The sequence below is a fragment of the Streptomyces sp. NPDC046557 genome, assembly GCF_040645975.1.
Classification (GTDB): domain Bacteria; phylum Actinomycetota; class Actinomycetes; order Streptomycetales; family Streptomycetaceae; genus Streptomyces.
Window position 1 is genome coordinate 56,930 of sequence record NZ_JBEYZH010000026.1, and the last position, 26,956, is coordinate 83,885.

Sequence of the window (26,956 nt, forward strand, 5' to 3'; positions counted from 1 at the left end):
GCTCACCTGGATGCTCCCGTCAACTGGCGGCGGTGGGGGTGCCGTCGGTGCTCCGGCGCGTGCTCTTCGTACGGGTCCGGTGCCCGGCCGCTGCGCCGGGTGCGCCTGGTGTGCCGGGTGCGTACGAGGAGCAGCGCGGCCGCGGCGGCCCCGCCGAGGGCGAGGAGGCCGGGGCCGAGCCGGCCGCCGAGGGAGCGGGGCACGCACCACGCGGCCGTGGTGCCGGTGGCCCGGGGGGCGCCGGGGGCGGTGACGGTGAGCGTGAGGCGCACGCGGTCGAACGCGGGGGCCCCGGGCCAGGGTTCGGTCAGCTCGACCCGCTGCCCGGGCGGCAGTTCCACCGGGAGGGCGTGCGGGGCGCGCCCGGGGGCCGCGCCGAAGCCGCCGTCGGCGCGGACCGCGAGGGTGGGGGCGAGGGCGACGTTGCCCCGGTTGACCAAGGTGTACGCGATGACCGCCGCCCCGCCCGCGCCCCGTACGGCTATGTCCTCGACGGTGAGGGCCGCCACGGTCGGGCCGCTGACCCGCAGGTGGACCCGTACGCCCACCTCGTGGCCCGCTTCGGTGGCGACCACGGCGGCCGGGTGGTCGCCGGGCGCGGAGGCGGGCGGGAGGGTGACGGTGAAGGGCACCACCGCGCGGGTGCGGGCGGGGAGCCGGACGGTCGCGCTCCGGCCGAAGCTGATCCAGGAGCCCGGGCCGGTGCCGGGGCCGGGGCCGGGGCCGGGGCCGGGGCCGGCCGGGGGGCGTACGGCGAAGGATCCGTCGGCCGTGTGGGGGGCGTCGGCTCCGCGCAGGGTGACGGTGTGCTCCCGGTCGGTGGGGTTGGCGAGGGCGAGGCTGTCCTCCAGCACCGTGCCGGGGGCGCCGGCGAGGTAGAAGTAGGGACGTACGGCGGCGCCCGCACGGCCCGCCGCGGGCTCGGCGGTCCAGCCGGGCTCGCCCGGGGTCTCGGCGACGGCGGCCCGCGCGGGCATCCCGGTCAGCAGCGCGGCCGCCATCAGGAGGGCGAGGCCGAGCCGCCGGGGGGTGCGGCGCCGGGGCGGGTGCGGCGTGCGGGTGGGGAGCACGGGCATGGGCGGGGCCGCTCCGTTCAGGACCGGGTCCGCTGGGCCCGCTCGCCGCGCCGGGTCAGCCAGAGCACGCCGGCCGCGCCGGAGAGCAGCACGGTGGCGCCGAGCGTGCCGAGCGCGAGGGCGGAGTCGGCGGGGCCGGTCTGCGGGAGCGTCTCGGGGGCGGGTTCCTGCTGCCCCCCGCCGGCGGCCGTCACGTCGAGTTCCAGGGACGGCTTGGGGCTGTTGCCCGGGGTGCAGGTGGTCGTGGTGCCCATCGCCTTGATGGTGAGCACCCCGGCGGTGAAGGTGACCTTGCCGCTCTTCTTCGGGGTGTAGGTGCCCGAGAGGTCGGAGATCTTGATGGGGGTGTCGGCGGGGACGGCCTCGGAGTTCGCGGGGCCGGAGACCGGTACGGACACCTTCTCGGCGCCGTCGGTCTGGAGGACGGCGGCGGGGTTCATCGCCCCCTTGCCCAGCTCGATGGGGCTGGAGGAGACGCCCTTCTGGAAGGACATCGTCAGCTTGTAGGAGTCCCCGTCCTTGACGGCCTTGACGTCGATGGGCGAGACCGCCGACTTGTCCCCGATGGGGGTCTGGCAGTTGTACGCGACATCGACCACGTCGGCGTGGGCCGCGGGAGCGGCCGCCAGCAGGGCGGCCGCCGATCCGGCCACCGCGCAGAGCAGGGCGGGGACCGGTGCGAGCGTGGTGGAACGTTTCCGGTTGGACACCTTCGTCTTCCCCTCGGACCACAAGTTACTGACACAACATCAGATCGGTGGCTCAAGGTACGCCGGGGGTCTTGTGGAGGGAAGACGCAGGACGAGGGTGTTCGAGCGGGGCGCTGTACGGGCTTTCAGGCGGCGCGCACGCCCCGCTGCCAGACGGCGGAGACCAGCGGGACGCCCGGCCGGTAGGCGAGGTGGACGTGGCTGGGGGCCTCCAGCAGGGCCAGGTCGGCGCGGGCGCCGGGGGTGAGCACGCCGATTTCGGTGCGGCGCAGCGCGCGGGCGCCCCCGGCGGTGGCCGCCCAGAGCGCCTCGTCGGGGGTCATCCGCATGTCGCGGACGGCGAGCGCGATACAGAACGGCATGGAACTCGTGTAGGAGGAGCCGGGGTTGCAGTCGGTGGACAGGGCGACGGTGGCGCCCGCGTCGAGGAGGCGGCGGGCGTCGGGCCACTGGGCCCGGGTGGAGAACTCGGCCCCGGGGAGCAGGGTCGCGACGGTGCGGGTGCTCTGCGCGAGGGCGTCGACGTCGGCGTCGGTGAGGTGGGTGCAGTGGTCGGCGGAGGCGGCTTCGAGTTCGACTGCGAGCTGGACGCCGGGGCCGTGGGAGAGCTGGTTGGCGTGGATTCGGGGAATGAGCCCGGCGGCTGCGCCGGCGGTGAGGATGGCGCGGGCCTGGTCGCCGTCGAAAGCGCCCTTCTCGCAGAAGACGTCGACCCATCGGGCGTACGGGGCGCAGGCCGCGAGCATCTCGCCGGTGACGAGGGCGACGTAGGCCGCGGGGTCGTCGGCGTAGTCCGGGGAGACGATGTGCGCGCCGAGGTAGGTGACCTCCTCGGTGTGCGCGGCTGCGATGCGCAGGGCGCGGGCCTCGTCCTCGACGGTGAGGCCGTAGCCGGACTTGGTCTCGAAGGTGGTGGTGCCCTGGCGTCGGGCCTCGTCGAGGTGGCGCAGCAAGTTGGCTTCGAGTTGCGCGTCGGTGGCGGCGCGGGTGGCGGCGACGGTGGTGCGGATGCCGCCGGCGGAGTAGGCGCGGCCCGACATGCGGGCGTTGAACTCGGCAGTCCGGTCGCCCGCGAAGACGAGGTGGGAGTGGGAGTCCACGAAGCCGGGGATCACGGCCCGGCCGGCGGCGTCGAAGGCGTTGTCAGTGGCGGGTGCTTTGCTGGATTCACCGACCCAGGCGATGCGGTCGCCTTCGATGACGACCGCGGCGTCCTGGATCAGTCCGAGGGGGGAAGCGTCACCGAGGGAGGGGTCGTTCGTGACCAGGTTGGCGATGTTGGTGATGACCGTGGTGCTCGCGGTGCTCGCCGTGTTCAGGGTGCTCATGGTGTTCGGGGGCTCCTTCAGCCGCGGACGGCCGCGATCGACTCGGCGAGGGCTGCGGGGACGTCCGGGACCAGGGTGTGCGCCCCGTCCCGTACGAGGTGACGGCCACCCACGATCGTGTGGCGCACGTCCGCCGCGGAGGCGGCGAATACGGCCGTCTCGGCGCCCAGTCGGGACAGCTGTCCCGCGGTCCTGACGGAGTCGAGGGCGATGGTGGTGAAGTCGGCGAGGGCGCCGGTCTCCAGGCGGCCCGCGTCGGGCAGGCCGAGGGCGGCGTGGCCGTCGGCGGTGGCGGCGGTGAGGAGGGCGTTCGCCGTCCAGTGACCGCGGGTGCGGCTGCTCAGGCGCTCGTTCAGCTCCATCGCGCGGGCCTCTTCGAGCAGGTCGATCACCGCGTGGCTGTCGCTGCCGAGGGAGAGCGGGCTGCCCGCCTGCTGGAGCCGGCGGGCGGGACCGATGCCGTCGGCGAGGTCGCGTTCGGTGGTCGGGCACATGCAGGTGCCGGTGCGGGTTCCGCCGAGGAGGCCGATGTCGAGGTCGGTCAGATGCGTGTTGTGGACGCCGGTGGTGCGGGGGCCGAGCACGCCGTGTTCGGCGAGGAGCTCGGTGGGCGTGCAGCCGTGGGCGGCCTGGCACGCCTCGTTCTCGGCGGTCTGCTCGGACAGGTGGACATGCAGCGGGGCCCGCTGTTCGTCCGCCCAGCGGGCCACGGTGGCGAGCTGGTCGGCGGGGACGGCGCGGACCGAGTGGACGGCGGCGCCGATCAGGGCGTGCTCGCGGGGGCGCAGTGCGCCGACGCGCTCGGCCCAGGCGTCGGCGGTGCCGTCGGAGAAGCGGCGCTGGTGCGCGTTCGGTTCCTGACCGAATCCGGCGGAGAGGTACGCGGTGTCGAGCAGGGTGATCCGGATGCCCGCCGCGGCAGCGGCCTCGATCAGGGCCTCGCCCATGGCGTTCGGGTCGGCGTAGGGGGCGCCACCGGGCGCGTGGTGGAGGTAGTGGAACTCGCCGACGTTGGTGATGCCGGCCAGGGCCATCTCCGCGTACACCGCGCGGGCCAGCGCGTAGTACGTGTCGGGGGTGAGGTTCTGGGCGACCTGGTACATGAACTCGCGCCAGGTCCAGAAGGTGCCGCTGCCGACCTGGACGAGGGAGCGCAGGGCCCGGTGGAAGGCGTGGCTGTGCGCGTTGGCCAGACCGGGGAGGGTGAGGCCCCGCAGGACCTCCGCACCGCGCGGCGGGGTGTGGACGTCGGTGGACAGCCCGGCGATCCGGCCGTCCTCGGATACCTCCAGGGCGACGCCCGGCTCGACGTGGGCGCCGAGCCAGGCGTGTTCCAGCCAGTACGTCTTCAACGGCACGCGAGACCTTCCAGTACGTCGGCGAGGGCGAGGACTCCTGCGACGCAGTCGTCCTCGGCGGCGAACTCCCGGGGCGAGTGGGAGACGCCGGTGGGGTTGCGTACGAACAGCATCGCGGTCGGGACGGCGGCGGAGAGGATTCCGGCGTCGTGTCCCGCCCCGGTTCCGAGGACGGGGACGGCCCCGCCCAGGATGCGGTTCAGTTCGTCGCGCAGCGCGTGCTCGAACTCCACGACCGGGGTGAAGGACTCCCGGACCACGGCCAGGTCGATGCCGTCCTGGTCGGCGCGCTCGTGGGCGGCCTTCTCGATGGCCGTGACGACCGTGTCGAGGGTGGCCTGGTCGGCGGCGCGGGAGTCGAGCCAGCCCCGTACGAGGGAGGGGATGGCGTTGACCCCGTTGGGCTCGACCGCGATCTTGCCGAAGGTGGCGACGGCGCCGGCGAGGGCCGCCTCGGTGCGGGCGGCCAGGACGGTCGCCGCGTACGTGAGCATCGGGTCGCGCCGGTCGACGAGGCGGGTGGTGCCGGCGTGGTTGGCCTCGCCGCGGAAGTCGAAGCGCCAGCGCCCGTGGGGCCAGATCGCGGAGGCGATGCCGACGCGGTCACCGGACAGGTCCAGCGCCCGGCCCTGTTCGACGTGCAGCTCGACGAAGGCGCCGATCCGGGCGAGGCGTTCGGGGTCGGCCCCGATCGTCTCGGGGTCGTGTCCGGCGGCTTCCATGGCGCGGGGCAGGCTCACGCCGTCCGCGTCGCGCAGCTCGTACGCCCTCTCCTTGGTCAGTTGCCCCGCGGTGAGACGGGAGCCGACGCAGGCGAGACCGAAGCGGGCCCCTTCCTCGTCACCGAAGTTGGTGATGGCCAGCGGCCTGGAGAACCCCGCACCCCTGTGGCGGAGTTCGTCCAGGGCCGCGAAGGAGGACACCACGCCGAGGGGGCCGTCGAAGGCGCCGCCGTCGGGGACGGAGTCCAGGTGGGAGCCGGTGACGACGGCGTCGCCCGCGAGCGGGTCGCCGAGCCAGGCCCACTGGTTGCCGTTGCGGTCCGTCTCGTACGCGAGCCCGCGGGCCAGCGCCTGCTCGCGGAACCAGGTCCGGCAGTCGGTGTCGGCGCCGGTCCACGCGTACCGGCGGTATCCGCCGGTGTCCGCGTGGCGGCCGATGGGGGCGAGCTCGTCCCACATGCCGTGGAAGGAGCCGGCGCCGCCGGGCGCCGCCGGGGCCGGGGCTCCGGCGGCGCCGTGGTCGGGGGTGTGCGAGGTCACGCGTCGTCGCCCTCGCGCATCGGGACGCGTACGCCGCGCTCGTCCGCCACCGTCTCGGCGATGTCGTAGCCCGCGTCGACGTGGCGGATGACGCCCATGCCGGGGTCGTTCGTCAGGACGCGCCGGATCTTCTCGCCCGCGAGCTTCGTGCCGTCGGCGACCGAGACCTGGCCCGCGTGGATCGAGCGGCCCATGCCGACGCCGCCGCCGTGGTGGATGGAGACCCAGGAGGCGCCGGAGGCGACGTTGACCATGGCGTTGAGCAGCGGCCAGTCGGCGATCGCGTCGGAGCCGTCGAGCATGGCCTCCGTCTCGCGGTACGGGGAGGCGACGGAACCGCAGTCGAGGTGGTCGCGGCCGATGACGAGCGGGGCGGCCAGTTCGCCGGAGGCGACCATGTCGTTGAAGCGCTCGCCGGCCTTGTCGCGCTCGCCGTAGCCGAGCCAGCAGATCCGCGCGGGCAGACCCTGGAAGTGGACGCGCTCGCCGGCCATCTTGATCCAGCGGTGCAGGGACTCGTTCTCCGGGAAGAGTTCGAGCATCGCCTTGTCGGTCTTGTGGATGTCCGATGCCTCGCCGGACAGCGCGGCCCAGCGGAAGGGGCCCTTGCCCTCGCAGAACAGGGGCCGGATGTAGGCGGGGACGAAGCCGGGGAAGGCGAAGGCGCGGTCGTAGCCGGCGAGCTGGGCCTCGCCGCGGATGGAGTTGCCGTAGTCGAAGACCTCGGCGCCGGCGTCCATGAAGCCGACCATGGCCTCGACGTGCTTGGCCATGGACTCGCGGGCGCGGGTGGTGAAGCCCGCCGGGTCCTTGGCCGCGTAGTCGGCCATGTCGTCGAAGGCGACGCCCGTCGGCAGGTAGGCGAGCGGGTCGTGGGCGGAGGTCTGGTCCGTCACGATGTCGATCGGGGTGCCCTCGGCGAGCATCTGCGGGAGCAGGTCCGCCGCGTTGCCGAGCAGGCCGATGGAGAGCGGCTTGCGGGCGTCGCGCGCCTCGACCGCGAGCTGGAGCGCGTGCCGCAGGTTGTCGGCCTTCACGTCCAGGTAGCGGTGCTCGATGCGGCGCTCGATGGCGCGCGGGTCGACGTCGATACAGATCGCGACGCCGTCGTTCATCGTGACGGCGAGCGGCTGGGCGCCGCCCATGCCGCCGAGGCCGGCGGTGAGGGTGATGGTGCCGGCCAGGGTTCCGTGGAACTTCTTGGCTGCGACGGCGGCGAAGGTCTCGTAGGTGCCCTGGAGGATGCCCTGGGTGCCGATGTAGATCCACGAACCGGCGGTCATCTGCCCGTACATGGTCAGGCCGAGGTGCTCCAGGCGGCGGAACTCCTCCCAGTTGGCCCAGTCACCGACCAGGTTGGAGTTGGCGAGCAGCACGCGCGGCGCCCACTCGTGGGTCTGCATCACGCCGACCGGGCGGCCGGACTGGACGAGCATCGTCTCGTCCTGCTTCAGCGTGCGCAGCGTGCGGACCATCGCGTCGTACGAGCGCCAGTCGCGGGCGGCCTTGCCGGTCCCGCCGTAGACGACGAGCTTGTCCGGGTGCTCGGCGACCTCGGGGTCGAGGTTGTTCTGCAGCATGCGCAGGGCGGCTTCCTGCTGCCATCCCAGGGCGCTGAGCTCGGTGCCTCGCGCGGCACGTACGGGGCGGGGTCCTGACATGGCGGTGCCTCCTCCGATGTTGGGCAATCTATTCACATCCTCGCCGCATGAATAGATCCAGTCAACAGCTGCGGGCGATCGCGCCGGATGATGGGATGCGGACATGGCTTCCGACAGGGCGTACGACGGGACATCCGACGAGTTGTCCGGCGAGGTGGCCGACGGGCCGGCGCGGGCGGCGGCCCGTCGGCGGGACCTGGCCGTCAGGGCGGCCGTGGAACAGGGTCTGGTGAGCGGGGCGGAGTCCGGCGAGCCGCTGGTCTGCCTACTGGACACCGCCGGTATCCGTGCCTCGGCCCAGGCCCTGACCGGCGCGTTCGCCTCGGCGCTCGCACCCGGCACCCCCGTCCTGCACGCCTTCGCGGTCAAGGCCGCCCCACTGGTCCCGGTGCTGCGGCTGCTCGCGGACGAGGGGATCGGCTGCGAGGTGGCGAGCCCCGGCGAGCTGGCGCTGGCCCGGGCGGCCGGAGTGGCGCCCGGGGCCACCGTCCTGGACTCCCCTGCCAAGACGGTGATGGAGCTGCGCGAGGCCCTGGCCCTCGGGATCGCCGTCAACGCGGACAACCGGCAGGAGCTGGAGCGGCTGGACGCCCTGGTGGCCGCGGCGCCGCCCCGCTCGCCGGTCGGCGTACGGGTCAACCCGCAGACGGGCGCCGGCACGATCGACGCCCTCTCGACGGCGACCGCCACCTCCAAGTTCGGGGTCCCGCTGCGCGACCCGGGGGCCCGCGCCTGGCTGGTCGGGGCCTACCTGGACCGGCCCTGGCTGACCCGGCTGCACGCCCACTCCGGCTCGCAGGGCGTGCCGCTGCCCCTGATCGCGCAGGGCGTCCGGGAACTGCACGCCCTGGCGGAGGAGATCAACGCGGCGGCCGGACGCCGCCAGGTCGACACCCTCGACATCGGCGGCGGCCTCCCGGTCAACTTCGCCTCCGACGCGGCCACCCCGACGTACGCGCAGTACGTGGCGGCGCTGCGGGAAGCCGTCCCGGCCCTCTTCGACGGCGGCTACGGCCTGGTCACCGAGTTCGGGCGGTCCCTGTTGGCCAAGCACGGGCTGATCCTGACACGGGTCGAGTACGCGAAGGAGACGGGCGGCCGGCGCATCGCCGTGACCCACGCCGGGGTGCAGGTCGCCACGCGCACCGTGTACGCCCCGGCGTCGTGGCCGCTGCGGATCCTCCCGTACGACGCCAAGGGCGCACCGCTGACCGGCCCGCCGCTCGCCCAGGACGTGGCGGGGCCGGCCTGCTTCGCGGGCGACCTGCTGGCCACGGCGCGGGAGCTGCCGCGGCTGTCGGCGGGGGACCTGATCGGGGTCCCGGACACCGGTGCCTACTTCTTCACCGCCCACTACGGCTACAACAGCCTCCCGCGCCCGGCGGTCCACGGGTTCACGGTGACCGCCGGCGGCGAGGTCCGCTTCGCCCTGGCCCGCCCGGCGCAGTCCTTGACGTCGATCGTCGCGGAGGCGGGCGGAGACCTCCGGGACGCGCTGCGGGGGTAGCCGGCCCCCTCGCGGGATTCCGGCACCGCGCGCCTCACTCCACGAAGAGTCCGCGGGACGCCGCGTGGGCGTCGAACGCCTCCAAGCGGGCCTGGGCGTCGGGCAGGGCGTCGGCCATGGCCTCCAGCAGGACCCGGCCCAGCAGCATCGGCGCGCACGCGGTGTCGAAGGCCAGCCCCGTGCCCACCGGCGCCGGGATCAGCAGGTCCGAGTGGCGCGCGACCGGGGCGAAGGCGGAGTCGGCGACCGTCACCACGGTCAGCCCGGACGCCCGCCCGTGGACCAGGGCCTCCACCACCTCGCGCGGGTGTCGGGGCAGCGCGAAGCACAGCAGCGCCGAGGCGCCGGCCGCCACCGCCGCGTCGATCCGATCGGCGAGCATCGACCCGCCCTCGTCGAGCAGCCGTACGTCCGGGTGGACCTTGGCGGCGAAGTACGCGAAGCCCCGCGCCTGCGAGGACGCCGCGCGCAGCCCGAGCACCGGCAGCGGTCGCGACCCGGCGAGCACCCGCCCCGCCTCCTGGACGGGCGCTGGGTCGGCGAGCATGGCGGAGAGCCTGCGCAGGTTCTCGATCTCCCCCTGGACGGCCTGCTGGTACTCGTTGTACGGGTCCTCCTGCCCGCCCTCCGGCCGCTCGGCGGGAGCCACCTCGCGCAGATGGCGCCGGAGCGCCGGGTACCCGTCGAAGCCGAGCGCCACCGCGAAGCGGGTCACCGACGGCTGGCTGACCCCGGCCAGCTCCGCGAGCTCCACGCTCGACAGGAAGGGCACTTCCGCGGCGCCCCGCACCATGCAGTGCGCGATCCGCCGCTGCGTCGGCGTCAGCCGGTGCCCCTCGAACAGCTTCTGCAGCCTCGCGGCCGGGCTGTCGCTCATCCCGTCCCCTCCGTCCCCGTCCCGGTGAATATTCAGTCACCGAGCACTCTGCATGTGGTTATGCAGGACGGCAAGCCGCGGACCGCTTCGCGAGACGGGGGTTAGCCCCAGTGCCCGGGCGCGCGGGGATTCCTACGGTGGGCGCATGGAGCGCCAGGAGCTGAAGAAGGAACTCGACGCCACGTTGGACGCGCGGAGGGAGCTGGGGCCGGAGTACGAGGCCGCCTTGGTGGACTCGTTCGTCGACAAGATCCACACACAGGTCAGACGCCGGCTGGCGGAGGAACGGCTGGCGACGGCCCGCGGCGACGCCCCTGCCGGGTCCTCGGCGGACGGCGGCGCCTTCGGCGAACGGTTCGGCTTCGCCATCATCACGCTGGTGCTGGCGATCCCCCTCACGGCCATCGCCGCGACGCAGGCCCACCTGACGGGGCTGGTGGTCTCCTGGGCCGGAATCGTGGCGGTCAACTTCGCCCACGCCACCAAGCGCCTCCCCCGCCGCCACCCCGACGACCACCCGGCCTGAGCCGGAGCCGCCACGGGAGAGCGAGCCGAAGGTGCCCGCCTGCGCGGGGAGGCCGGCCGCGCCGAAGCCGGCACGGGCGAGCCGGGCGTAGGGCCGCCTGCTGGGCGCCTTCCCGGCACCAAGGCCGGCACGGGCGAGCCGGGCGTAGGGCCGCCTGCTCGGGGGGCATTCCCCTGCCCGAAGACGGCACGGGCGAGTGAGGCCAAGGGGCGCGCCTGTGGGGGCCTCCCGGACGGAGACTGGGGGACGAACCGAGCCCACAAAAAGCGAGGAAGGCGCGGGAACCGCCGCACCCCCGGTTGCCCGGGGGGCGGGACGACGGCGGTCCCCGCGCAGGACACGGGCCGGGTCAGGGCCGTCCGCGTCCGTGGCGTTCACGCGGTCCGGGAGCCGCTCCGGAGGTACGCCAACGCCGTTCCGTGGTGTCGGCCCGGGGAGCTGTGCGCTCCCTGCCGACAACCACCACTGTGCCGGAGCCGTGTTAAGCCGGTGCTGCCGTCACGTGTCGGGCCCGTACCGATCGGGCGACAGGCCGACGGCCAGGGGCCGACCGACCCGGCGGCGGGCCGACCCGACAGGCGGCCCCGCGCGCCTGGACCGACCCACGGGCGGCGGACCGGGCGGGCCGACCGACCCACGGGCCGACCGACCGACCACCCGGCCCGCGGACCTACTTGCCCGACTTCGCGAGGAACGCGAGCAGGTCCTGGCGGCTGACGACACCCGTCGGCTTGCCCTCGACCAGCACGATCGCCGCGTCGGCCTCGCCCAGCACCGCCATCAGCTCGGACACCGGCTCGCCGGAGCCGACCTGCGGCAGCGGCGCGCTCATGTGCTTCTCCAGCGGGTCGCCCAGCGAGGCCCGCTGCGCGAACAGGGCCGCCAGGAGTTCCTTCTCCACCACGGAGCCGATGACCTCGGCGGCCATCACGTCCGGGTGGCCGGCGCCCGGCTTGACGATCGGCATCTGCGAGACGCCGTACTCGCGCAGCACCTCGATGGCCTCGCCGACCGTCTCCTCGGGGTGCATGTGGACCAGGGACGGCATGGCGCCCTCCTTGTCCCCGAGCACGTCACCGATGCGCGCCGACGGTCCGGCCTCCTCCAGGAAGCCGTGGCCCGCCATCCACTCGTCGCTGAAGATCTTGCTCATGTAGCCGCGGCCGCTGTCGGGCAGCAGGACGACGACCACGTCGTCCGGGCCCAGGCCCTCGGCGGCCTTGAGCGCGGCGACGACCGCCATGCCGCAGGAGCCGCCGACCAGCAGGCCCTCTTCCTTGGCGAGGCGACGCGTCATCTGGAAGGAGTCCTTGTCGGACACCGCGATGATCTCGTCCGTGACGTTGCGGTCGTAGGCGGTCGGCCAGAAGTCCTCGCCGACGCCCTCGACCAGGTACGGGCGACCGGACCCGCCCGAGTAGACGGAGCCCTCGGGGTCGGCGCCGATGACCTTGACCTTGCCGCCGGACACCTCCTTGAGGTAGTTGCCGGTACCGGAGATCGTGCCGCCCGTGCCGACGCCCGCCACGAAGTGCGTGATCTTCCCGTCCGTCTGCTCCCACAGCTCGGGACCGGTGGTCTCGTAGTGCGAACGGGGGTTGTTCGGGTTGCTGTACTGGTCGGGCTTCCAGGCACCGGGCGTCTCGCGGACGAGGCGGTCGGAGACGTTGTAGTACGAGTCCGGGTGCTCGGGATCGACGGCGGTCGGGCAGACGACCACGTCGGCGCCGTACGCGCGCAGCACGTTGATCTTGTCCAGGGACACCTTGTCAGGGCAGACGAAGATGCACTTGTAGCCCTTCTGCTGGGCCACGATGGCGAGTCCTACGCCGGTGTTGCCGCTGGTCGGCTCCACGATGGTGCCGCCGGGCTTGAGGGCACCGCTCTGCTCGGCGGCCTCGATCATCCGGACGGCGATCCGGTCCTTCACGGATCCGCCGGGATTGAAGTACTCGACCTTCGCAAGGACGGTGGCCTGCAGGCCGTCGGTCACACGGTTGAGCTTCACCAGCGGGGTGTTGCCGACGAGGCTGATCATCGAGTCGTGGAATTGCACCATGTTCTCCAAGGAGGGGACTCCACGGGTTCTCCGGGAGGTCCGGCCAGAGTATGCGGAAAGGGATTGACCGACCGGCCCTACGGGGCAGGAAGGTCATCGGGGCAGCAGGAAAGCGAGGTGCCCAAGGGTGTCCAGGGCGAGGACGGCCCGCCGGATCGCGGCGGGCGCGGCGTACGGCGGAGGCGGGCTCGGGTTGCTCGGGGTCGCCGCGGTGGGTCTGGTACTGGCCGAGGTCCAGTTCGCCAAGCACACGGTGGGCACCGGCCTGCCGGATCCGCCGCGCGCGGACGGGGTGTACGGGAGCGAGTTCGGTGGTCCCGAGCTTAGTCCCGGTCCGTTGCGGCTGGGCATGCTGGGCGATTCCACGGCCGCCGGTCTCGGGGTCCGGCGGGCGCGCCAGACTCCGGGCGCCCTCCTCGCCTCGGGGCTGGCGGCGGTGGCCGAGCGGCCGGTCGAGCTGCGCAACGTAGCCCTGTCGGGGGCCATGTCCGACGACCTCGACCGGCAGGTGGGTCTGCTGCTGGACGGGGAGGCCCCGGCTCCGGACGTCTGCGTGATCATGATCGGCGCGAACGACGTGACGCGCCGGATGCCGCCCACCCAGTCGGTCCGGCTGCTCACCGTGGCGGTACGCCGACTGCGGCTCGCGGGCTCCGAGGTCGTCGTCGGCACCTGCCCGGACCTGGGCACGATCGAACCGGTCTACCAGCCGCTGCGCATGCTGGCCCGCCGGGTCTCGCGCCAGCTCGCCGCCGCCCAGACGATCGGCGTGGTCGCGCAGGGCGGCCGTACCGTCTCGATGGGCGACCTGCTGGGGCCGGAGTTCGCGGCGAACCCGCGCGAGATGTTCGGCCCCGACTCCTACCACCCGTCGGCGGAGGGGTACGCGACGGCCGCCATGGCCATGCTGCCGACCCTGTGCGCGGCGCTGGGGCTGTGGCCCGGGTCGGATCGCCTCGACGTGTCCCGGGACGAGGACCTGCTGCCGGTCGCGAAGGCTGCTTCCGCCGCGGCCGGCGAGGCGGGCACCGAGGTCACCCCGGCCCGCGGCCCGTGGGCCCTGCTCAAGCACCGGCGGCGCCGGCGGGTCCCGGAGTCCGAGCCGATCGGCCAGCCCGCCGAGACGGGTGACGGGAGTGTGGCGGGTGCGACGGCCGGGAACGCCGGGAGTACGGACGCCCCGGTGTCCGGCCCCTGACGGCGGCCGGACCCCCGTCCCACCGGGCCGGTGCGGTCCTCATCACACCGCGAGGCCGGTGACCTCGACGGTACGGGCCGGTAACTTCACATGCTGGTCCGGTACGAGCCGCAACGCACCCCCTTGGAGCCCCGATGCCCGAAGCAGTCATCGTTTCCACCGCCCGCTCACCCATCGGGCGCGCCTTCAAGGGGTCCCTCAAGGACATCCGCCCGGACGATCTGACCGCGACGATCATCCAGGCCGCCCTCGCCAAGATTCCCGAGCTGGACCCGCGCGAGATCGACGACCTGATGCTTGGCTGCGGCCTGCCGGGCGGCGAGCAGGGCCACAACCTGGGCCGGATCGTGGCCGTGCAGATGGGCATGGACCACCTGCCGGGCTGCACGATCACCCGTTACTGTTCCTCGTCCCTCCAGACCTCCCGCATGGCCCTGCACGCCATCAAGGCGGGCGAGGGCGACGTCTTCATCTCGGCGGGCGTCGAGATGGTCTCCCGCTCCGTGAAGGGTTCCTCCGACGGCCTGCCGGACACCCACAACCCGCTCTTCGCGGACGCCGAGGCGCGTACGGCCGCGGTGGCGCAGAGCGAGGGCGCGTCCTGGCACGACCCGCGCGAGGACGGCCTGGTCCCGGACGCGTACATCGCGATGGGGCAGACCGCCGAGAACCTGGCCCGGCTCAAGGGCGTGACCCGCCAGGACATGGACGAGTTCGGCGTGCGCTCGCAGAACCTGGCCGAGGAAGCCATCAAGAACGGGTTCTGGGCGCGCGAGATCACCTCGGTCACGACCCCGGACGGCACGGTCGTCTCCACGGACGACGGCCCCCGCGCCGGCGTCACGCTGGAGGGCGTGCAGGGCCTGAAGCCCGTCTTCCGCCCCGACGGCCTGGTGACGGCCGGCAACTGCTGCCCACTGAACGACGGCGCCGCCGCGCTGGTCATCATGAGCGACACGAAGGCGCGGGAGCTGGGCCTGACCCCGCTGGCCCGGATCGTCTCCACCGGCGTGACCGGCCTCTCCCCCGAGATCATGGGCCTGGGACCGGTCGAGGCGTCGAAGCAGGCGCTGAAGCGGGCCGGGCTGACCGTCGGCGACATCGACCTCTTCGAGATCAACGAGGCGTTCGCCGCGCAGGTCATCCCGTCGTACCGGGACCTGGAGATCCCGCTTGAGAAGCTGAACGTCAACGGCGGGGCCATCGCCGTCGGTCACCCGTTCGGGATGACCGGTGCGCGCATCACCGGCACGCTGATCAACAGCCTCCAGTTCCACGACAAGCAGTTCGGCCTCGAAACGATGTGCGTGGGCGGCGGCCAGGGCATGGCCATGGTGATCGAGCGGCTGAGCTGAGCCGTAGCGGAGGGTAGGGGTGCTCCGAGGAACGAGGGCACACCTGCCCGCAGCGGTGGCGAAGCCCAGCGCGACCGAAGGATCGAGCGGCTGAGTTGAGCCGTAGTGGAGGGTAAGGAATCAACCCCGTCGCGGCCGACCTGTGACCGAATCTCCCCCAGGATGTGACCTATGTCCTGGGGGAGAGGCATTTCCGCAGGTCAGAGAAGTGCCGCGGGTCGGCGGAGGACCTTTGGCCTGTCCAATTCATGACGTAATGCACTGCATGCCATTCCCAGCACAGGTCAAGCTGATGTAGGAAGTCGGGGGATCGAATCAACCAGGAGTTAGTCAGTGAGCGCCATGCCTCTTGCCCTGCTGCTGACCACGGCCGCTGCCACGGCCGTGGGCGCCGCTGCGCTGCACGCCGTACACGGACTGCGTAAGCAGGTCACGGCCCTGCGCGGCGAGCTGGCGATGCCGGCCCACCCGCGCGGTGCGACCGTCCCGCACGCCCGCAGCGCCGTGGAGTCCCCCGCCGCCGAGATACGAGCCGCCGTCGCCGAGGCCCTCGCCGAGGAGCGGGAGCGGGAGCTGGCCGAAGCGCGGGCCTTCTGGGCCGCGCAGGAGGCCCGCGACGCCGCCGACGCCTCCCCCAGCTTCGCCGCCGAGGCCCCGGGCTCGCTGTTGGGCGGTTTGCCCGGTCTCGGCGAGGACAGCCCGGTGTTCCTGCCCCGGCAGGCCGATCTCGTCGGTCTGGAGCCGGTGCTGGGCGAGGACCTGCTCGACGACTACCCGGAGGACTCCGCCGAGCTGGCGGCCGCCCGCAGGCGTCACCCGTCGCACCCCGACTTCGTCCCCGTCCAGGCCCCGCACCCGGGCGTGGACCACGAGCGCACCGTGAGCCGCCTGGAAGAGCTCGCGGAGGCCCGTACGGCCCTCGCGGACGTCCGGCCCGGCCCGCTGGGCACCCTGGACGTGTACGTCTTCACGGACGGCACCACGCTCTGTATGACCCCGGGCCACCGGGAAACCGCGGAGCGCCTCGCGGAGGCGCTGCGCTCGGGTACGGCCCCGGTGCTGCTGGGCGGCTCGGGGATCTCCGGCGCCTACGCCCTGACCTTCTCCTGCGGTGACATCGAGGACCCGGACAGCAACGTCTACATCCTCGCCGACCGCGTCATCGCATCGCTCTGAGTTCCGCCTGCCCCACCAGTCGCACGGCCTCGTCCAGCATCGCGGACGGGGCCGTTCCGCTCTCGTCCGCGCGCAGGGCGCGCAGCGCCTCGGCGAGGTCCTGACCGGTGACCGCCACCTGGTCGCCGACGACGAAGACGCCGGCGTCCGGTACGACGCGCGCCGGAGCCGCCCCCCTCGGGTCCCGGGCCGCGTCCTCCAGCCGCTGGGCGCGCACCGCGAGCTCGCGGGCCAGTTCCAGCGCCTCGGCGGCGGCTCCGCGCCGGAGCCGGCTCTGCGGAGCGGACCGCAGTCGGTCGGCGAAACGTTCCACGGCGGCGGTCAGGGGCGAAGTATCAAGCACCCGGCCGACCTTACGCGCCGCCCCGGCGCCATTGCCAACGGGCGAACGCTGAGGCACGGTGTCGTGAAGAGAACAAGGCGATACCTCCGGAGGCGCCCATGTCCGTAGAGTTCTCGGAGCAGACACACCGCAACATGATCGACAGAATTCCCGTGACCACCGGTCGTGAAGTGTCCGACTGGTTGCGCACCGTGGACGACGGCCCGTCCCTCGTCCGGTTCGAGGAGAAGGTGAGCTGGTTGCGCGGCGCGCACGACCTCTCGTACGGCCAGGCCAAGGCGATCCTCCACGAGTACGACCTGCGCAGGGCCGCCCGCAGACTCGGCTGAGCCCCTGCCCGTGTCCGCACCGCGCAAGTCCCCCGACCGCCCCCCGTCCCTACCGCTGATCCGTACCGGTCCACGACGCGGGAAGGCCCCGCGAGCGATGTCGCTCGCGGGGCCTTCCCCGTGTCGGACCTGCCGAACGGGCCGGGACTGCCCGACCCGCCGGTTCTAGTCGTCGCCGGAGAGGATCTGGAACAGCCGCAGCAGTTCCAGGTAGATCCACACCAGGGTCAGGGTGAGGCCGAAGGCCGCCAGCCAGGACTCCTCGCGCGGCGCACCGTACGCGATGCCGTCCTCGACCTGCTTGAAGTCCATGGCGAGGAAGCAGGCGCCGAGGATCACGCCGACGATGCCGAACAGGATGCCAAGGCCGCCGCTGCGGAAGCCGAGGCCGTCGCCGCCCCCGAAGAGGGAGAACAGCAGGTTGACGACCATGAGCAGCATGAAGCCCATGGTGGCCGCCATCACGAAGCCGGTGAAGCGGCGCGTGACACGGATCCAGCGCATCTTGTAGGCGAAGAGCACCGCGGCGAAGACGCACATGGTGCCCAGCACGGCCTGGACGACCACGCCCGAGCTGATGTAGGTGCTGGTCGCCGAGCTGATGACGCCGAGGAACACGCCCTCGAAGGCCGCGTACGCCAGGATCAGCGCGGGGACCGGCGTGCGCTTGAAGGACTGGACGAGCGCCAAGACCATCGCGATGAGCGCGGCCCCGATGGCGATGCCGTACGACTTGTTGATGTTGGCCGGGTCGACGGGCAGCGCGATCCAGGAGATGACCGCGGTGAGCACCACCGTGCCGAGCGTCATGGCCGTACGGCTCACGACGTCGTCCATGGACATCGTGTGGCCGCGCGCCGGCGCCTGCGGCATCCCGGTGACGGGGTCCGCGGCGTAGGGGTTCGTCCCGTACGGGTTGGTCGCGGTCCCGGCCTGCTGCGCGTCAAAGCCCGCGTAGCCGCCGGTGTCGCGGCTGAACCCCCGTCGCGAGAAGACCGGGTTACTGCTCCTCATCTCACTCCTCCGTGGCCGCGGGACGCGGCCGTCGCCTCAAGAGTAATGCGTTCGCAAAGAAACCACCCTACTGCTGGAGGAGGATCTTAGGAGAAGGCGTGGCGAACCGCGCGGGAGATGTCACGACGTGTCCGCGCGGCGCGCGGACGGGCCGCCGCGCTGTGTTCAAAGCTGATAAATGCTCTATGTTGCACAGGCAAAACACGGGGGAGGCGGCGGACGGCACATGGCACGGGACTACGACAGTCAGCTGCTGGAGTCGGTGGCGGTACGCCGCCGCAGGATGCGCGACGCGCTGCTGTTCGGCGCGCAGCGGGCCCGGCGCACGGCGGACGAACGGCTCGGGAAGCTGTTCGCGGGAATCGCCATCGCGGCCGTCCTCTGCGCGGGGTGCGTCGGCTGGTCCTTCATCCAGGCCACGCTGGCGAAGCAGAAGGCGGAGCAGCAGAAACAGCAGCAGCAACAGCAACTCCAGCCGTTCGGGCAGTCGCCCAAGCAGCCCGGTCCGTCGGGTGCGCCGGGCGCGTCGAAGGCCGCGGACCCGACCGCCACGGGGCACCCGTCGAAGTCCCCGAAGCCGTCGAACCCGTCGAAAGTGCCGTCCGCGCCGGTGTCGAAGTCGCCCCGCCCGAGCGGATCGTAGACATCCCGCCGACCTCTCTTCCCCGAAGGCCCGCGACACCGCGATGGTAGGTTCCTGCAAGTGGTGAGCACAGCAACGACTTCCCGAGCACAGCTGTCCCGGGTGACCCTGGTCGGTGAGCGGCGCCGGGCCGACATGGTCCTGCCGTCCGATACGCCGATCGGGCAGTTGCTCCCGGACATACTCCAGTTGCTCGACGACCGGGCCGCTTCCCGGCCGATGACGCGCCAGTTGGTGACTTCGGACGGCTCGGCGCTTCCGCAGGACAGCACGCTGGCCTCGGCCGGCATAGTCGACGGCGCCGTCCTGCGGCTCGTCAGGATCCACTCCGCGCCGCCCGCCCCCGTCGTCCACGACGTCACCGACCTGGTGGCGGACGACCTCGACCTGCGGGCCTGGCGCTGGCGCCCCGCCGCCCGCCGGGGCAGTGCGGGGGTCGCGACGGTCCTGTTCACGATGACCGCCGCGCTGCTCGCCCGGCGCGAGGTCGCCCTCGACACCCTGGCCGTCGGCCTGCTGGTCGTCACCCTCGTCCTGCTCGCCGCCGGCGCGATCGGCGCCCGGATCGGGCAGGGCAACCGGGGACTGGCCACCGCCCTGCTGTTCGCCTCCGGTGGGCTCGGGGTGGTCACGGCGTGGACCGCCGCCGACGCCCATCACTGGTCGGGGGTGCTGCGGCTCGCCGCCGTCGCGGGCGCGTTGGTCGCGACGCTCGTCATGCTCGGCTACTTCTCCCCGCTCGGCCGCGGCGGGCTCATCGGCGCGGGGGCCCTCGCGGTCATCACGCTGGTGTGGGAGGCCGTCGCCGCCGTGCAGGGCGAACCGGCCCGCCTCGGTACGGTCATGGCCCTGTTCTCGGTGTTGCTGCTCGGTCTGCTGCCGCGGCTCGCGCTGATGGCGGCGGGGCTGACCGCGCTGGACGACACGCGCTCCGGCGGCGCCTCCGTCAGCCGCCACCAGGTGGGCAACGCCCTCGCCGCCACACACCGCGGTCTCGCCCTCGCGACGATCGCCACCGCCGTCTCGGCCGCCGCCGCGGGCTGGCTGCTCACGCTGACCGCCGAGCCGAACGTGTGGACCGTGGTGCTGCCGTCGCTCGTCGCCGTGGTGCTGTTGTCGCGGGCGCGGGCGTTTCCGCTGGTCGCCGAGGTCGTGGCGCTGCTCGCCGCGGCGTCCGTCCTCTTCGTACGCCTCGTGCTGCTGTGGATCGGTCACGGCGGCGGGACCGGGGCGCTGGTCGTGCTGTGCGTGGCCGCGCTGCTGCCGCTGCTCGGGCTCGCCGTACAGCCGCCCGAGCACGTGCAGGTGCGGCTCCGGCGCACGGCCGACTTCATCGAATCCGTCGGTGTGGTGGGGCTGTTCCCGCTGGCCGTCGGGGTGTTCGGCATCTACGGGCAGCTGCTCGACAAGTTCTGAGTCAACGCGCAGGCGGCTCCCGGCGGGGCGGCAGGTCGGTACGAGAGGGGTAGGGGCAGGGATGCCGAGCGGAGACAACTGGCAGGGCGATGTCCTGCGCGACCTGAAGGGCGGCGGCGCGGGTCGGCCGCTGCCCGAGGGGCAGGGGCCGGTCGGGCCCGACCCGCAGGGCGCGCCCCCGTCCCGGGGCCCGGGCGCCGAGGGCGCGGGGGCGGCAGGGGCCGCCGGGTACGGGTACCCGGGCCCGCCGGCCCCGGCTCCTCAGGGCCCGGCGCCGCAGGTACCGCCCGCCCGGTCCCCCGCGCCGCACGCCCCCGCCGCGCCGCACCCCGCCGCGCCGTACCCCGCCGCGCCGCACGCCCCCGCGCCGTACGCGCCCGCCCCCCAGCACCCCGCCCCGCAGCCCCCGGCGTACGGCCTCGCCCCGCACCCCGCGCAGGGCTACGCCGCCGACGCCGGAGGGCGCCCCGCCCGCACCCTGGACTCCCGTCCCGCCGTCGACCCCGGCCTGGTCGGTGCGCGCCGCAAGCCCCGTAACGGTGAACCCTTCCTGGCCCGTGCCGCGGGCGCGCTCTGGCGAACCGTTTCCTCCTCCGTCGCCCGCGAAGTCGCCGATGCCTCCGGCACCGCCGAGCTGCTCCAGCAGCCCGTGACGACCGGCCGTCAGATCGCCGTCACCTCCATCCGCGGCGGCGCCGGCAAGTCCACCGTCGCCGCCCTGCTCGGCACGACGTACGCGCACTACCGCCAGGACCCGGTGCTCTTCGTCGAAGCCGACCCGGCCCTCGGCTCGCTGCCCATCCGGCTCGGCGCCGAGTCACTGCGCTGGACCACCGGTGACGTCGCCGACATCATCGAGCCGCAGATGTCGCTGCTCGACGTCACCGGCTACCTCGTCCAGCTCCGCGACAACGCCTGGCTGCTGCCCGGCAGCCAGGGCCAGATCGGCGCCATGCTCGACACCCGGTCCTACGAACGGGCCATGGTCGCGCTGCGCCGCTACTTCGGCGTGACGGTGGTCGACTGCGAGACGCTGCCCGCCGAGGTCGCCCGCGTCGCGCTCTCCGCCTCCCAGGCCCGCGTCCTCACCACCCCCGCGACGCTCGACGGCGTCGCCAGCACGTACGCGGTGCTCCAGTGGATGCAGGGCCTGCCCCCGCACGTGATCGCCGGCACGGTCGTCGTCCTGACGGAGCAGGCCCCGCGGGCGGGCATCGACGTGGACGAGGCGGTGCGCACGCTGCGCACCACCGGGGCGAACGTCCACGTCCTGCCGCACGACCGCCACCTGGCCGACGGGGGCGCCCTGCGCACCGACCTGCTCGCCCGGGCGAGCAGGTCGGCCGCCACCCGGATCGCCGCGGATGCCTTCCAGCTCTCCCAGAAACGCCACTGACGGGCCACCACGGACGACCACGGACGACCACGGCGACACACGACGACGACGGACGACGAAGATGAGCACGCGACTGATCCACCGCCCCGCCAGGACGGTCCGGCCACCGGCCGCCTCCGAGGCCCGCACCATCGAGGCGCCGCCCAACCTCCCCGAGGGCAAGGCGGGCAACATCGCGATGTCGCTGCTGCCGGTCGCCGGTGTGATGTCGTCGGTGGTGATGATGACGGTCGTCCGCAACAGCCAGTTCGCCGCGCTCGGCGCCCTCATCCTCGTCGTCACCGTCATCGGCTCCGTCGGCCTCGTCTTCTCCCAGCGCGGCAAGGCCCAACGCACCCGCCGCACCCAGCGGGAGGCGTACCTCGCCTACCTGGAGGACCTCCGGGAGGAGCTCGCCGCCGAGGAGCGCGAGCGGGCGGAGCACGCCGGTGTGCTCAACCCGCCGCCGAGCGCCCTCTACGACATCGTGCGCGACCCGGCCCGACTGTGGGAACGCCGCCGAGTCGACGGGGACTTTTTGCGGGTACGCGTCGGGACGGGTGAGATGCCCGTACGGGACCTGCGGATCGCCGATCAGGGTTCCACCGTCCTCACCCCGCCCGACCGCTTCATGCTCAACGAGGCGTCGGCGCTGACCGCCCGGTTCCGCACCGGCACCGAACTCCCGCTGACCGTGCCGCTGGACCGGGTCGGCAACGTCACCGTGATCGGCCCGCGCGAGGACGGTCTGCGCGTCGCCCGCGCCCTGATGGTGCAGGCCGCCGCCACCCACGCCCCGGACGACGTGGCCATCGCGTTGGCGGTGCCCGGTGACCGGCTCGCGGACTGGGAGTGGGCCAAGTGGCTTCCGCACCTGCTGGACACCGAGCAGCTCGACGGCCCCGTCGCCGCCCGCCGGATCGCCCCGTCCACGACCCGGCTCGCCCGCCTGCTCGGCCCCGAACTGCGCCGCCGCGCCTCCTACGCTGCCGAAGTCCGCCGCGGACTGTCCGGCAAGGACGCCCTGTCCATGACCTCCCGCCTCCTCGTCATCGCCGACGGGCACGGCGAGGACGCCGTCGAACTCCCCCGTCCCGACGACGCGGTCGGGCTGCGCGAGATGGGCGTCACCGTCCTGCACCTCCTCGACCAGCGGATCCAGGAGCCGGGCCACGTCGGCGTCCGGATCACCGTCGAGGGCGACCGGGTCCTCATCGAAGACCTCCGCGAGGAGGAACCGGTCAGCGCGCACGGCACGGTGGACGAGGTCGGCGGACCCTTCGCCGAGGGCCTGGCCCGGATGCTCGCGCCGCTGCGCCTGTCCGCCGAGTCGCTGATCGACGCCCCGCTGTCGGGCCCCGTCGACTTCGCGAGCCTGCTGGGCATCGAGGACGTGGCCCAGCTCGACGTCAACGGCCTGTGGGCGCCCCGCGGCGAGCGCGCCTTCCTGCGCGTGCCCATCGGCATCAGCGACTCCCACGAGCCGGTCCTGCTCGACCTGAAGGAGTCCTCCGAGCTGGGCATGGGCCCGCACGGCCTGTGCGTCGGCGCCACCGGTTCCGGCAAGTCGGAGCTGCTGCGCACCCTCGTCCTCGCGCTGGTTGCCACGCATCCGCCGGAGGACCTCGCCCTCGTACTCGTCGACTACAAGGGCGGTGCGACCTTCGCGCCGTTCGCCGGCCTGCCGCACGTCGCCGGCGTCATCACCAACCTGGAGAACCAGGCCGGTCTGGTCGAGCGCGTCCACGCCTCGCTCGCGGGCGAGGTCAAGCGCCGCCAGCAGGTCCTCAAGGACGCGGGCAACATCGCCGACATCGGCGACTACAACGCGCTGCGCACCGACCGGCGCCCCGATCTGGACCCGCTGCCGCACCTGTTCGTCGTCATCGACGAGTTCGGCGAACTCCTCACGGCGAAACCCGACTTCATCGACCTGTTCCTGTCCATCGGCCGGATAGGCCGCTCCATCGGCGTGCACCTGCTGCTGTCCAGCCAGCGCATCGAGGGCGGCAAGCTCAAGGGCCTGGACACCTACCTGTCGTACCGGCTGGGCCTGCGCACCTTTTCCGCCGACGAGTCGCGCACGGTCCTGGACACCACGGACGCCTTCCACCTGCCGCCGTTGCCGGGCTTCGGCTACCTCAAGGTGGACACCAGCCACTACGAACGCTTCAAGGCGAGCTACGTCTCCGGCGCCTACCGCGGCCCCGTCGAGCGCGCCGACGAGCAGGACACCGGGCCCCTGGCCCTCCCGTACGAGGCGTTCAACACCCTGGCCGAGCCGGAGGGCAAGGACGCGCAGGAGGTCACGGCGCGGCGCCGCGAGACCGGGCCGACCGAGTTGGGAGTCGTCGTCGGCCAACTGGAGCGGGCCGCCGCGCCGGTGCGCCGGATCTGGCTCCCGCCGTTGCCGGGCGCGATCACGCTGGACGCGGTCGCGGGCCCGCTGGACGTGGGCCCGCGCGGCATGCAGCTCGCCAAGCGGCGGGGCAGGCTGATGGTGCCGCTCGGGGTGCTCGACGACCCGACGAAGCAGTGGCAGGGCGAGTGGTTCCTCGACCTCACCGTCGCGGGCGGCCACGCCGCCGTCATCGGCGGACCGCAGTCGGGCAAGACCACCCTGTTGCGCACCCTGGTCCTCTCGCTCGCGCTGACCCACACCCCGCAGGAAGTCGGCGTCTACGGCCTCGACCTGGTGGGCGGCGGGCTCCAGGCCCTCGCCGGGTTGCCGCACGTGGGCGGGATCGCGGGCCGCGCGGACCGCGAGCGGGCTGCCCGCACCGTGGAGGAGGTGCGCACGATGCTCGCCCTGCGCGAGGACCTCTTCCGCGAGCACGGGATCGACTCCGTCGAGCAGCTGCGCACCCTGCACGCGGCGGGCCGGCTGCCGCAGCTCGCCTCCGCGGAGATCATCCTGGTCATCGACGGCTTCGGCGCGCTGCGCGACGACTTCGAGAGCCTGGACGACGCCGTCGTCGACATCCTCAAGCGCGGCAGCGGCTACGGCATCCACGTCGTCGCCGGCATGCTGCGCTGGAACGACGTACGGATCGCCACCCAGTCGAACTTCGGCACGCGGGTCGAGCTGCGCCTCAACGACCCCAGCGAGTCCAGCGTCGACCGCAAGCTGGCCGAGACCCTGTCGCCCGACGAACCCGGCCGGGTCCTGACCGACGGCAAGCTCTTCGCCCAGGTCGCCCTGCCCCGGACGGACGGGCTCGCCGACGCCTCCGAGCTGGGCGCGGTGCTGGAGCGCACGGCCCGTACCGTGCGGGCCACGTGGAGCGGGGAGACCGCCCAGCCGGTACGGGTGCTGCCGCACCTCCTGGAGCCGCACCTGCTGCCCGGCCCGGCGGCCGAGCCGAAGCGGGTGCCGATCGGCCTGGACCAGGCGGCGCTGGCTCCGGTCCTGATCGACCTGTTCCGCCACGACCAGCACCTGCTGGTCCTCGGCGACAGCGAGTGCGGGAAGACGAACCTGCTCAAGACCATCGCCGGCGGGCTCATCGAGCGCTACGGCGAGGAGGAGCTGGTCTTCGCCATCATGGACCCCCGGCGCGGCCTGCGCGGGGTGGTCCCCGAGGAGTTCAACGGCGGGTACGCGTACAACGCCAAGCTGTGCGCGGGGCTGTCGGCCGGGATCGCCACCGAGCTGGAGCGGCGGATGCCCGACGACAGCGCGCCCCTGGAGGATCTGGAGCCGGGCAGTTGGGGCGGCGGGCCGCGGATCGTCGTGCTCGTCGACGACTACGACGTGCTGACCACCGCGGGGCAGTCACCGCTGGCGCCGTTCCTGCCGTACGTGCCCTCGGCCGCGGACATCGGCCTGCACTTCGTCCTGACCCGCCGGGTCGCCGGCGCCTCGCGCGGCATGTACGAGCCGTTGGTGCAGGGGCTGCGCGAGTCGGGTGCCTCGGCCCTGGTCATGGCGGGCGATCGCAGCGAGGGGCAGTTGCTGCCCGGGGTGTACGCCTCCCAGCAGCCCGCCGGGCGCGGGGTGCTGGTCCGCCGGGGCCAGTCGAGCCGCCTGATCCAGACCGTATACACCCGCGGGTGAGGGCCTGTGCCGTGGCCTCCCCGTACCCCTCCCGACCGAAGGACCTGACCAGCACATGACGAAGGACGTCGTCGCCCTCACCGAGCGGATGCCCGACCCCTGGACCGTGCTCGCCGGACTGCTCTCCGGAGGACCCGAGAAACTGGTGAACGCGGCGGCCGACGGTGCCGTCGTACAGCTCTGCGACGAGGAGGGGCGCCCGCTCGTCTCCATCGAGGCGCCGCTGCTCGTGCAGGTGGAGGGCGAGGCCGAGCGGCTGCTCGGAGCCACCGCCCCGCCGGTCCCGTTCTGGTGGACGGAGGCCCGCGCGACCACCGGCGTCGCGGACGCCGCCCGGCTCGCGGGCACCTTCGCGGCCCGGCTGGCCGCGCTGGCCGGCGGCTCCGCCTGGCCGCGCGAGCCGGGGCGCTCGCTGGCCGTGGTGCGGACCGAGGGGGTCGGCGTGGCGCCGGAGCCGGCCGCCGCGCAGGCCACCGTCGACGTGCTCACGGACCGGGTGGCCGTCGTCATCCAGGACCGCCCGGTGGTGGCCATGACCGCCTGGCTCTCGGACGCCTTCCGGGCCGCCGCCGAGGCCGAGCTGGGCCTGCAGATCGTCACCCCGCCGGGCACCACGCTCTCCCCCGCCGTCCGGGAGAACCTGAGCGGCTGGCCCTCGCGCTGGGTGGTGCAGGACGAGCGCGACGGCTATTACGACGGCCTCACCGGGGCCGTACTGCGCTGGCAGGGCGGGCTCTTCGCCCCGGTCGGGGCGCTCGACGCCACGCCCGAGGATCCACGTACCCCGGTGGCCGCCGCGTACCAGGACGTCGCCGCGACCGGGGAGCGGCAGTTGGCCATTACCTTCCGCACGGTCCACCCGGCAGACGACCGGCTCGTCCTGGGGGGCGCCCTGGAGGCGGTGTGGCGGGAGCTGACCGGCGCGCCGCCGGCCGGGTGGGGCACCGCGGAGCCCGCCAACCTGCCGTGGTCCGCGGCCCGGCTGACCGACGTCGCCCACGCGCGGGCGCCGGAGCCGACCTGGTTCGTGGTGGTCGGCGCCCCGGAGCGCCCGGGCCTCGCCACGGTGCGGGTGCGCCGTACGAAGGCGGGCGTCGAGGAGGAGGTCACCCTCGCGTTCGGCTACGGGGCCGACGAGGAAGCCCCGTTGGACGCCCTGACCAGGACCGCCGAGGTGCTCGCCACCCGCCACCACCTCCAGTCGATGCTCGTACAGATCCGCAAAGCCCGTCGCGACCTGGCGGTGCCGCCCCGCTTCGAGGGACCGGGCGTGCCCGTGGCCTTCGTCCTCGGGGCGGAGGAGGTCCGGGCGATGCCCGGCGACCGGGCCCGTAACACGCCGCTGGCCGAACGGCCGGTGACCCTGGGCCCGAAGACCCGCCCCGCGCTGTACTACCCGCTGCCCGGGGACCCGTCGGACCTTGCGGGATGGCAGGACTTCGAGCTGCTGATGCGGCATCTGAAGGGTTCGTGAGCCGCGCCGTTGAGATGTTCGGCTTTGGTCACAACCGGCAGATTGCAGGTTGCAAGAGCGATGTATGTTGGCAGAATTGGTCAGGCTGATGTTCGTTCTATCGTGACGGGGGTGTGGGATGAAGTTCGACATGGGGACGCAGGTTCTGACGAACCTGATGTCGGGGTCGCGGACGTCGAGTACGGATTTGGGGACGTTGATCCGGCAGTTGA

Annotated in this window: 20 protein-coding genes and 1 pseudogene; 11 read left to right on the plus strand and 10 right to left on the minus strand. The window is 73.3% G+C overall.

Annotation, left to right across the window (positions count from 1 at the left end; translation table 11 throughout):
- Positions 1-2: 2 nt before the first annotated feature.
- The 6 genes from ABZ934_RS28950 to hutU all read right to left on the minus strand — a co-directional run bounded on the left by ABZ934_RS28950 (position 3) and on the right by hutU (position 7,395).
- Positions 3-1,076, minus strand: coding sequence for a hypothetical protein (locus ABZ934_RS28950; protein ID WP_361318720.1), 1,074 nt, complete (start codon positions 1,074-1,076; stop codon positions 3-5).
- A gap of 17 nt (positions 1,077-1,093) precedes the next feature.
- Positions 1,094-1,786, minus strand: coding sequence for an LPXTG cell wall anchor domain-containing protein (locus ABZ934_RS28955; RefSeq protein ID WP_361318722.1), 693 nt, complete (start codon positions 1,784-1,786; stop codon positions 1,094-1,096).
- A gap of 125 nt (positions 1,787-1,911) precedes the next feature.
- Positions 1,912-3,114 (minus strand): imidazolonepropionase, encoded by a 1,203-nt coding sequence (gene hutI, locus ABZ934_RS28960; protein ID WP_361318724.1) that lies wholly within the window; start codon positions 3,112-3,114, stop codon positions 1,912-1,914.
- A 17-nt stretch (positions 3,115-3,131) separates the two neighbouring features.
- Positions 3,132-4,472, minus strand: a complete 1,341-nt coding sequence (locus ABZ934_RS28965) for a formimidoylglutamate deiminase (protein WP_361318726.1) — start codon at positions 4,470-4,472, stop codon at positions 3,132-3,134.
- Positions 4,463-5,653 (minus strand): allantoate amidohydrolase, encoded by a 1,191-nt coding sequence (locus tag ABZ934_RS28970; RefSeq protein WP_361318760.1) that lies wholly within the window; start codon positions 5,651-5,653, stop codon positions 4,463-4,465. Before ABZ934_RS28970 ends, ABZ934_RS28965 begins: the two co-directional genes overlap by 10 nt.
- 77 nt (positions 5,654-5,730) lie before the next feature.
- Positions 5,731-7,395, minus strand: a complete 1,665-nt coding sequence (gene hutU / locus ABZ934_RS28975; protein WP_361318728.1) for a urocanate hydratase — start codon at positions 7,393-7,395, stop codon at positions 5,731-5,733.
- Positions 7,396-7,498: 103 nt separating this feature from the next.
- Between hutU and ABZ934_RS28980 the strand changes: the two genes are divergently transcribed.
- On the plus strand, positions 7,499-8,902 hold the full coding sequence (locus ABZ934_RS28980; protein ID WP_361318730.1) for a diaminopimelate decarboxylase: 1,404 nt from the start codon (positions 7,499-7,501) through the stop codon (positions 8,900-8,902).
- Between the two features lie 34 nt (positions 8,903-8,936).
- Here ABZ934_RS28980 and ABZ934_RS28985 read toward each other — a convergent pair whose 3' ends face one another.
- Positions 8,937-9,779 (minus strand): MurR/RpiR family transcriptional regulator, encoded by an 843-nt coding sequence (locus ABZ934_RS28985; RefSeq protein WP_361318732.1) that lies wholly within the window; start codon positions 9,777-9,779, stop codon positions 8,937-8,939.
- A 145-nt stretch (positions 9,780-9,924) separates the two neighbouring features.
- On the opposite strand from ABZ934_RS28985, the gene ABZ934_RS28990 reads away from it, so the two are divergent.
- A complete protein-coding gene (locus ABZ934_RS28990; protein WP_361318734.1) occupies positions 9,925-10,305 on the plus strand; it encodes a hypothetical protein in 381 nt (126 codons plus the stop codon).
- A 670-nt stretch (positions 10,306-10,975) separates the two neighbouring features.
- On the opposite strand, the gene ABZ934_RS28995 is transcribed toward ABZ934_RS28990, so the two are convergent.
- Positions 10,976-12,361, minus strand: a complete 1,386-nt coding sequence (locus tag ABZ934_RS28995) for a cystathionine beta-synthase (protein WP_361318762.1) — start codon at positions 12,359-12,361, stop codon at positions 10,976-10,978.
- Between the two features lie 130 nt (positions 12,362-12,491).
- Here ABZ934_RS28995 and ABZ934_RS29000 point away from each other — a divergent pair, with 130 nt between their 5' ends.
- The 3 genes from ABZ934_RS29000 (at position 12,492) to ABZ934_RS29010 (ending at position 16,093) form a co-directional block, all read left to right on the plus strand.
- Positions 12,492-13,562, plus strand: coding sequence for an SGNH/GDSL hydrolase family protein (locus tag ABZ934_RS29000; RefSeq protein ID WP_361318736.1), 1,071 nt, complete (start codon positions 12,492-12,494; stop codon positions 13,560-13,562).
- A gap of 134 nt (positions 13,563-13,696) precedes the next feature.
- Positions 13,697-14,917, plus strand: coding sequence for an acetyl-CoA C-acetyltransferase (locus ABZ934_RS29005; protein ID WP_361318738.1), 1,221 nt, complete (start codon positions 13,697-13,699; stop codon positions 14,915-14,917).
- 342 nt (positions 14,918-15,259) lie between these two features.
- A complete protein-coding gene (locus tag ABZ934_RS29010) occupies positions 15,260-16,093 on the plus strand; it encodes a hypothetical protein (RefSeq protein WP_361318764.1) in 834 nt (277 codons plus the stop codon).
- Here the strand turns inward: ABZ934_RS29010 and ABZ934_RS29015 are convergent.
- A complete protein-coding gene (locus ABZ934_RS29015) occupies positions 16,077-16,436 on the minus strand; it encodes a hypothetical protein (RefSeq protein ID WP_361318740.1) in 360 nt (119 codons plus the stop codon). The two genes, ABZ934_RS29010 and ABZ934_RS29015, sit on opposite strands and share 17 nt — an antisense overlap.
- 98 nt (positions 16,437-16,534) lie before the next feature.
- On the opposite strand from ABZ934_RS29015, the gene ABZ934_RS29020 reads away from it, so the two are divergent.
- The gene (locus tag ABZ934_RS29020) at positions 16,535-16,765 is read left to right on the plus strand and encodes a DUF4287 domain-containing protein (protein WP_361318742.1); all 231 of its coding nucleotides are present in this window, start codon (positions 16,535-16,537) and stop codon (positions 16,763-16,765) included.
- A gap of 165 nt (positions 16,766-16,930) precedes the next feature.
- Here the strand turns inward: ABZ934_RS29020 and ABZ934_RS29025 are convergent, their stop codons facing one another.
- Positions 16,931-17,779, minus strand: coding sequence for a Bax inhibitor-1/YccA family protein (locus ABZ934_RS29025; RefSeq protein ID WP_361318744.1), 849 nt, complete (start codon positions 17,777-17,779; stop codon positions 16,931-16,933).
- A 226-nt stretch (positions 17,780-18,005) separates the two neighbouring features.
- Here ABZ934_RS29025 and ABZ934_RS29030 point away from each other — a divergent pair.
- The 5 genes and pseudogenes from ABZ934_RS29030 to ABZ934_RS29050 all read left to right on the plus strand — a co-directional run.
- Positions 18,006-18,248 (plus strand): annotated as a pseudogene (locus ABZ934_RS29030) (hypothetical protein); the annotation flags it as partial.
- 234 nt (positions 18,249-18,482) lie between these two features.
- On the plus strand, positions 18,483-19,838 hold the full coding sequence (eccD, locus tag ABZ934_RS29035; RefSeq protein WP_361318746.1) for a type VII secretion integral membrane protein EccD: 1,356 nt from the start codon (positions 18,483-18,485) through the stop codon (positions 19,836-19,838).
- A 61-nt stretch (positions 19,839-19,899) separates the two neighbouring features.
- The gene (locus ABZ934_RS29040; RefSeq protein WP_361318748.1) at positions 19,900-21,234 is read left to right on the plus strand and encodes a MinD/ParA family protein; all 1,335 of its coding nucleotides are present in this window, start codon (positions 19,900-19,902) and stop codon (positions 21,232-21,234) included.
- A 61-nt stretch (positions 21,235-21,295) separates the two neighbouring features.
- On the plus strand, positions 21,296-25,270 hold the full coding sequence (gene eccCa, locus ABZ934_RS29045) for a type VII secretion protein EccCa (protein WP_361318750.1): 3,975 nt from the start codon (positions 21,296-21,298) through the stop codon (positions 25,268-25,270).
- Between the two features lie 55 nt (positions 25,271-25,325).
- Positions 25,326-26,744 (plus strand): DUF6177 family protein, encoded by a 1,419-nt coding sequence (locus tag ABZ934_RS29050; protein ID WP_361318752.1) that lies wholly within the window; start codon positions 25,326-25,328, stop codon positions 26,742-26,744.
- The last annotated feature ends 212 nt before the right edge of the window (positions 26,745-26,956 follow it).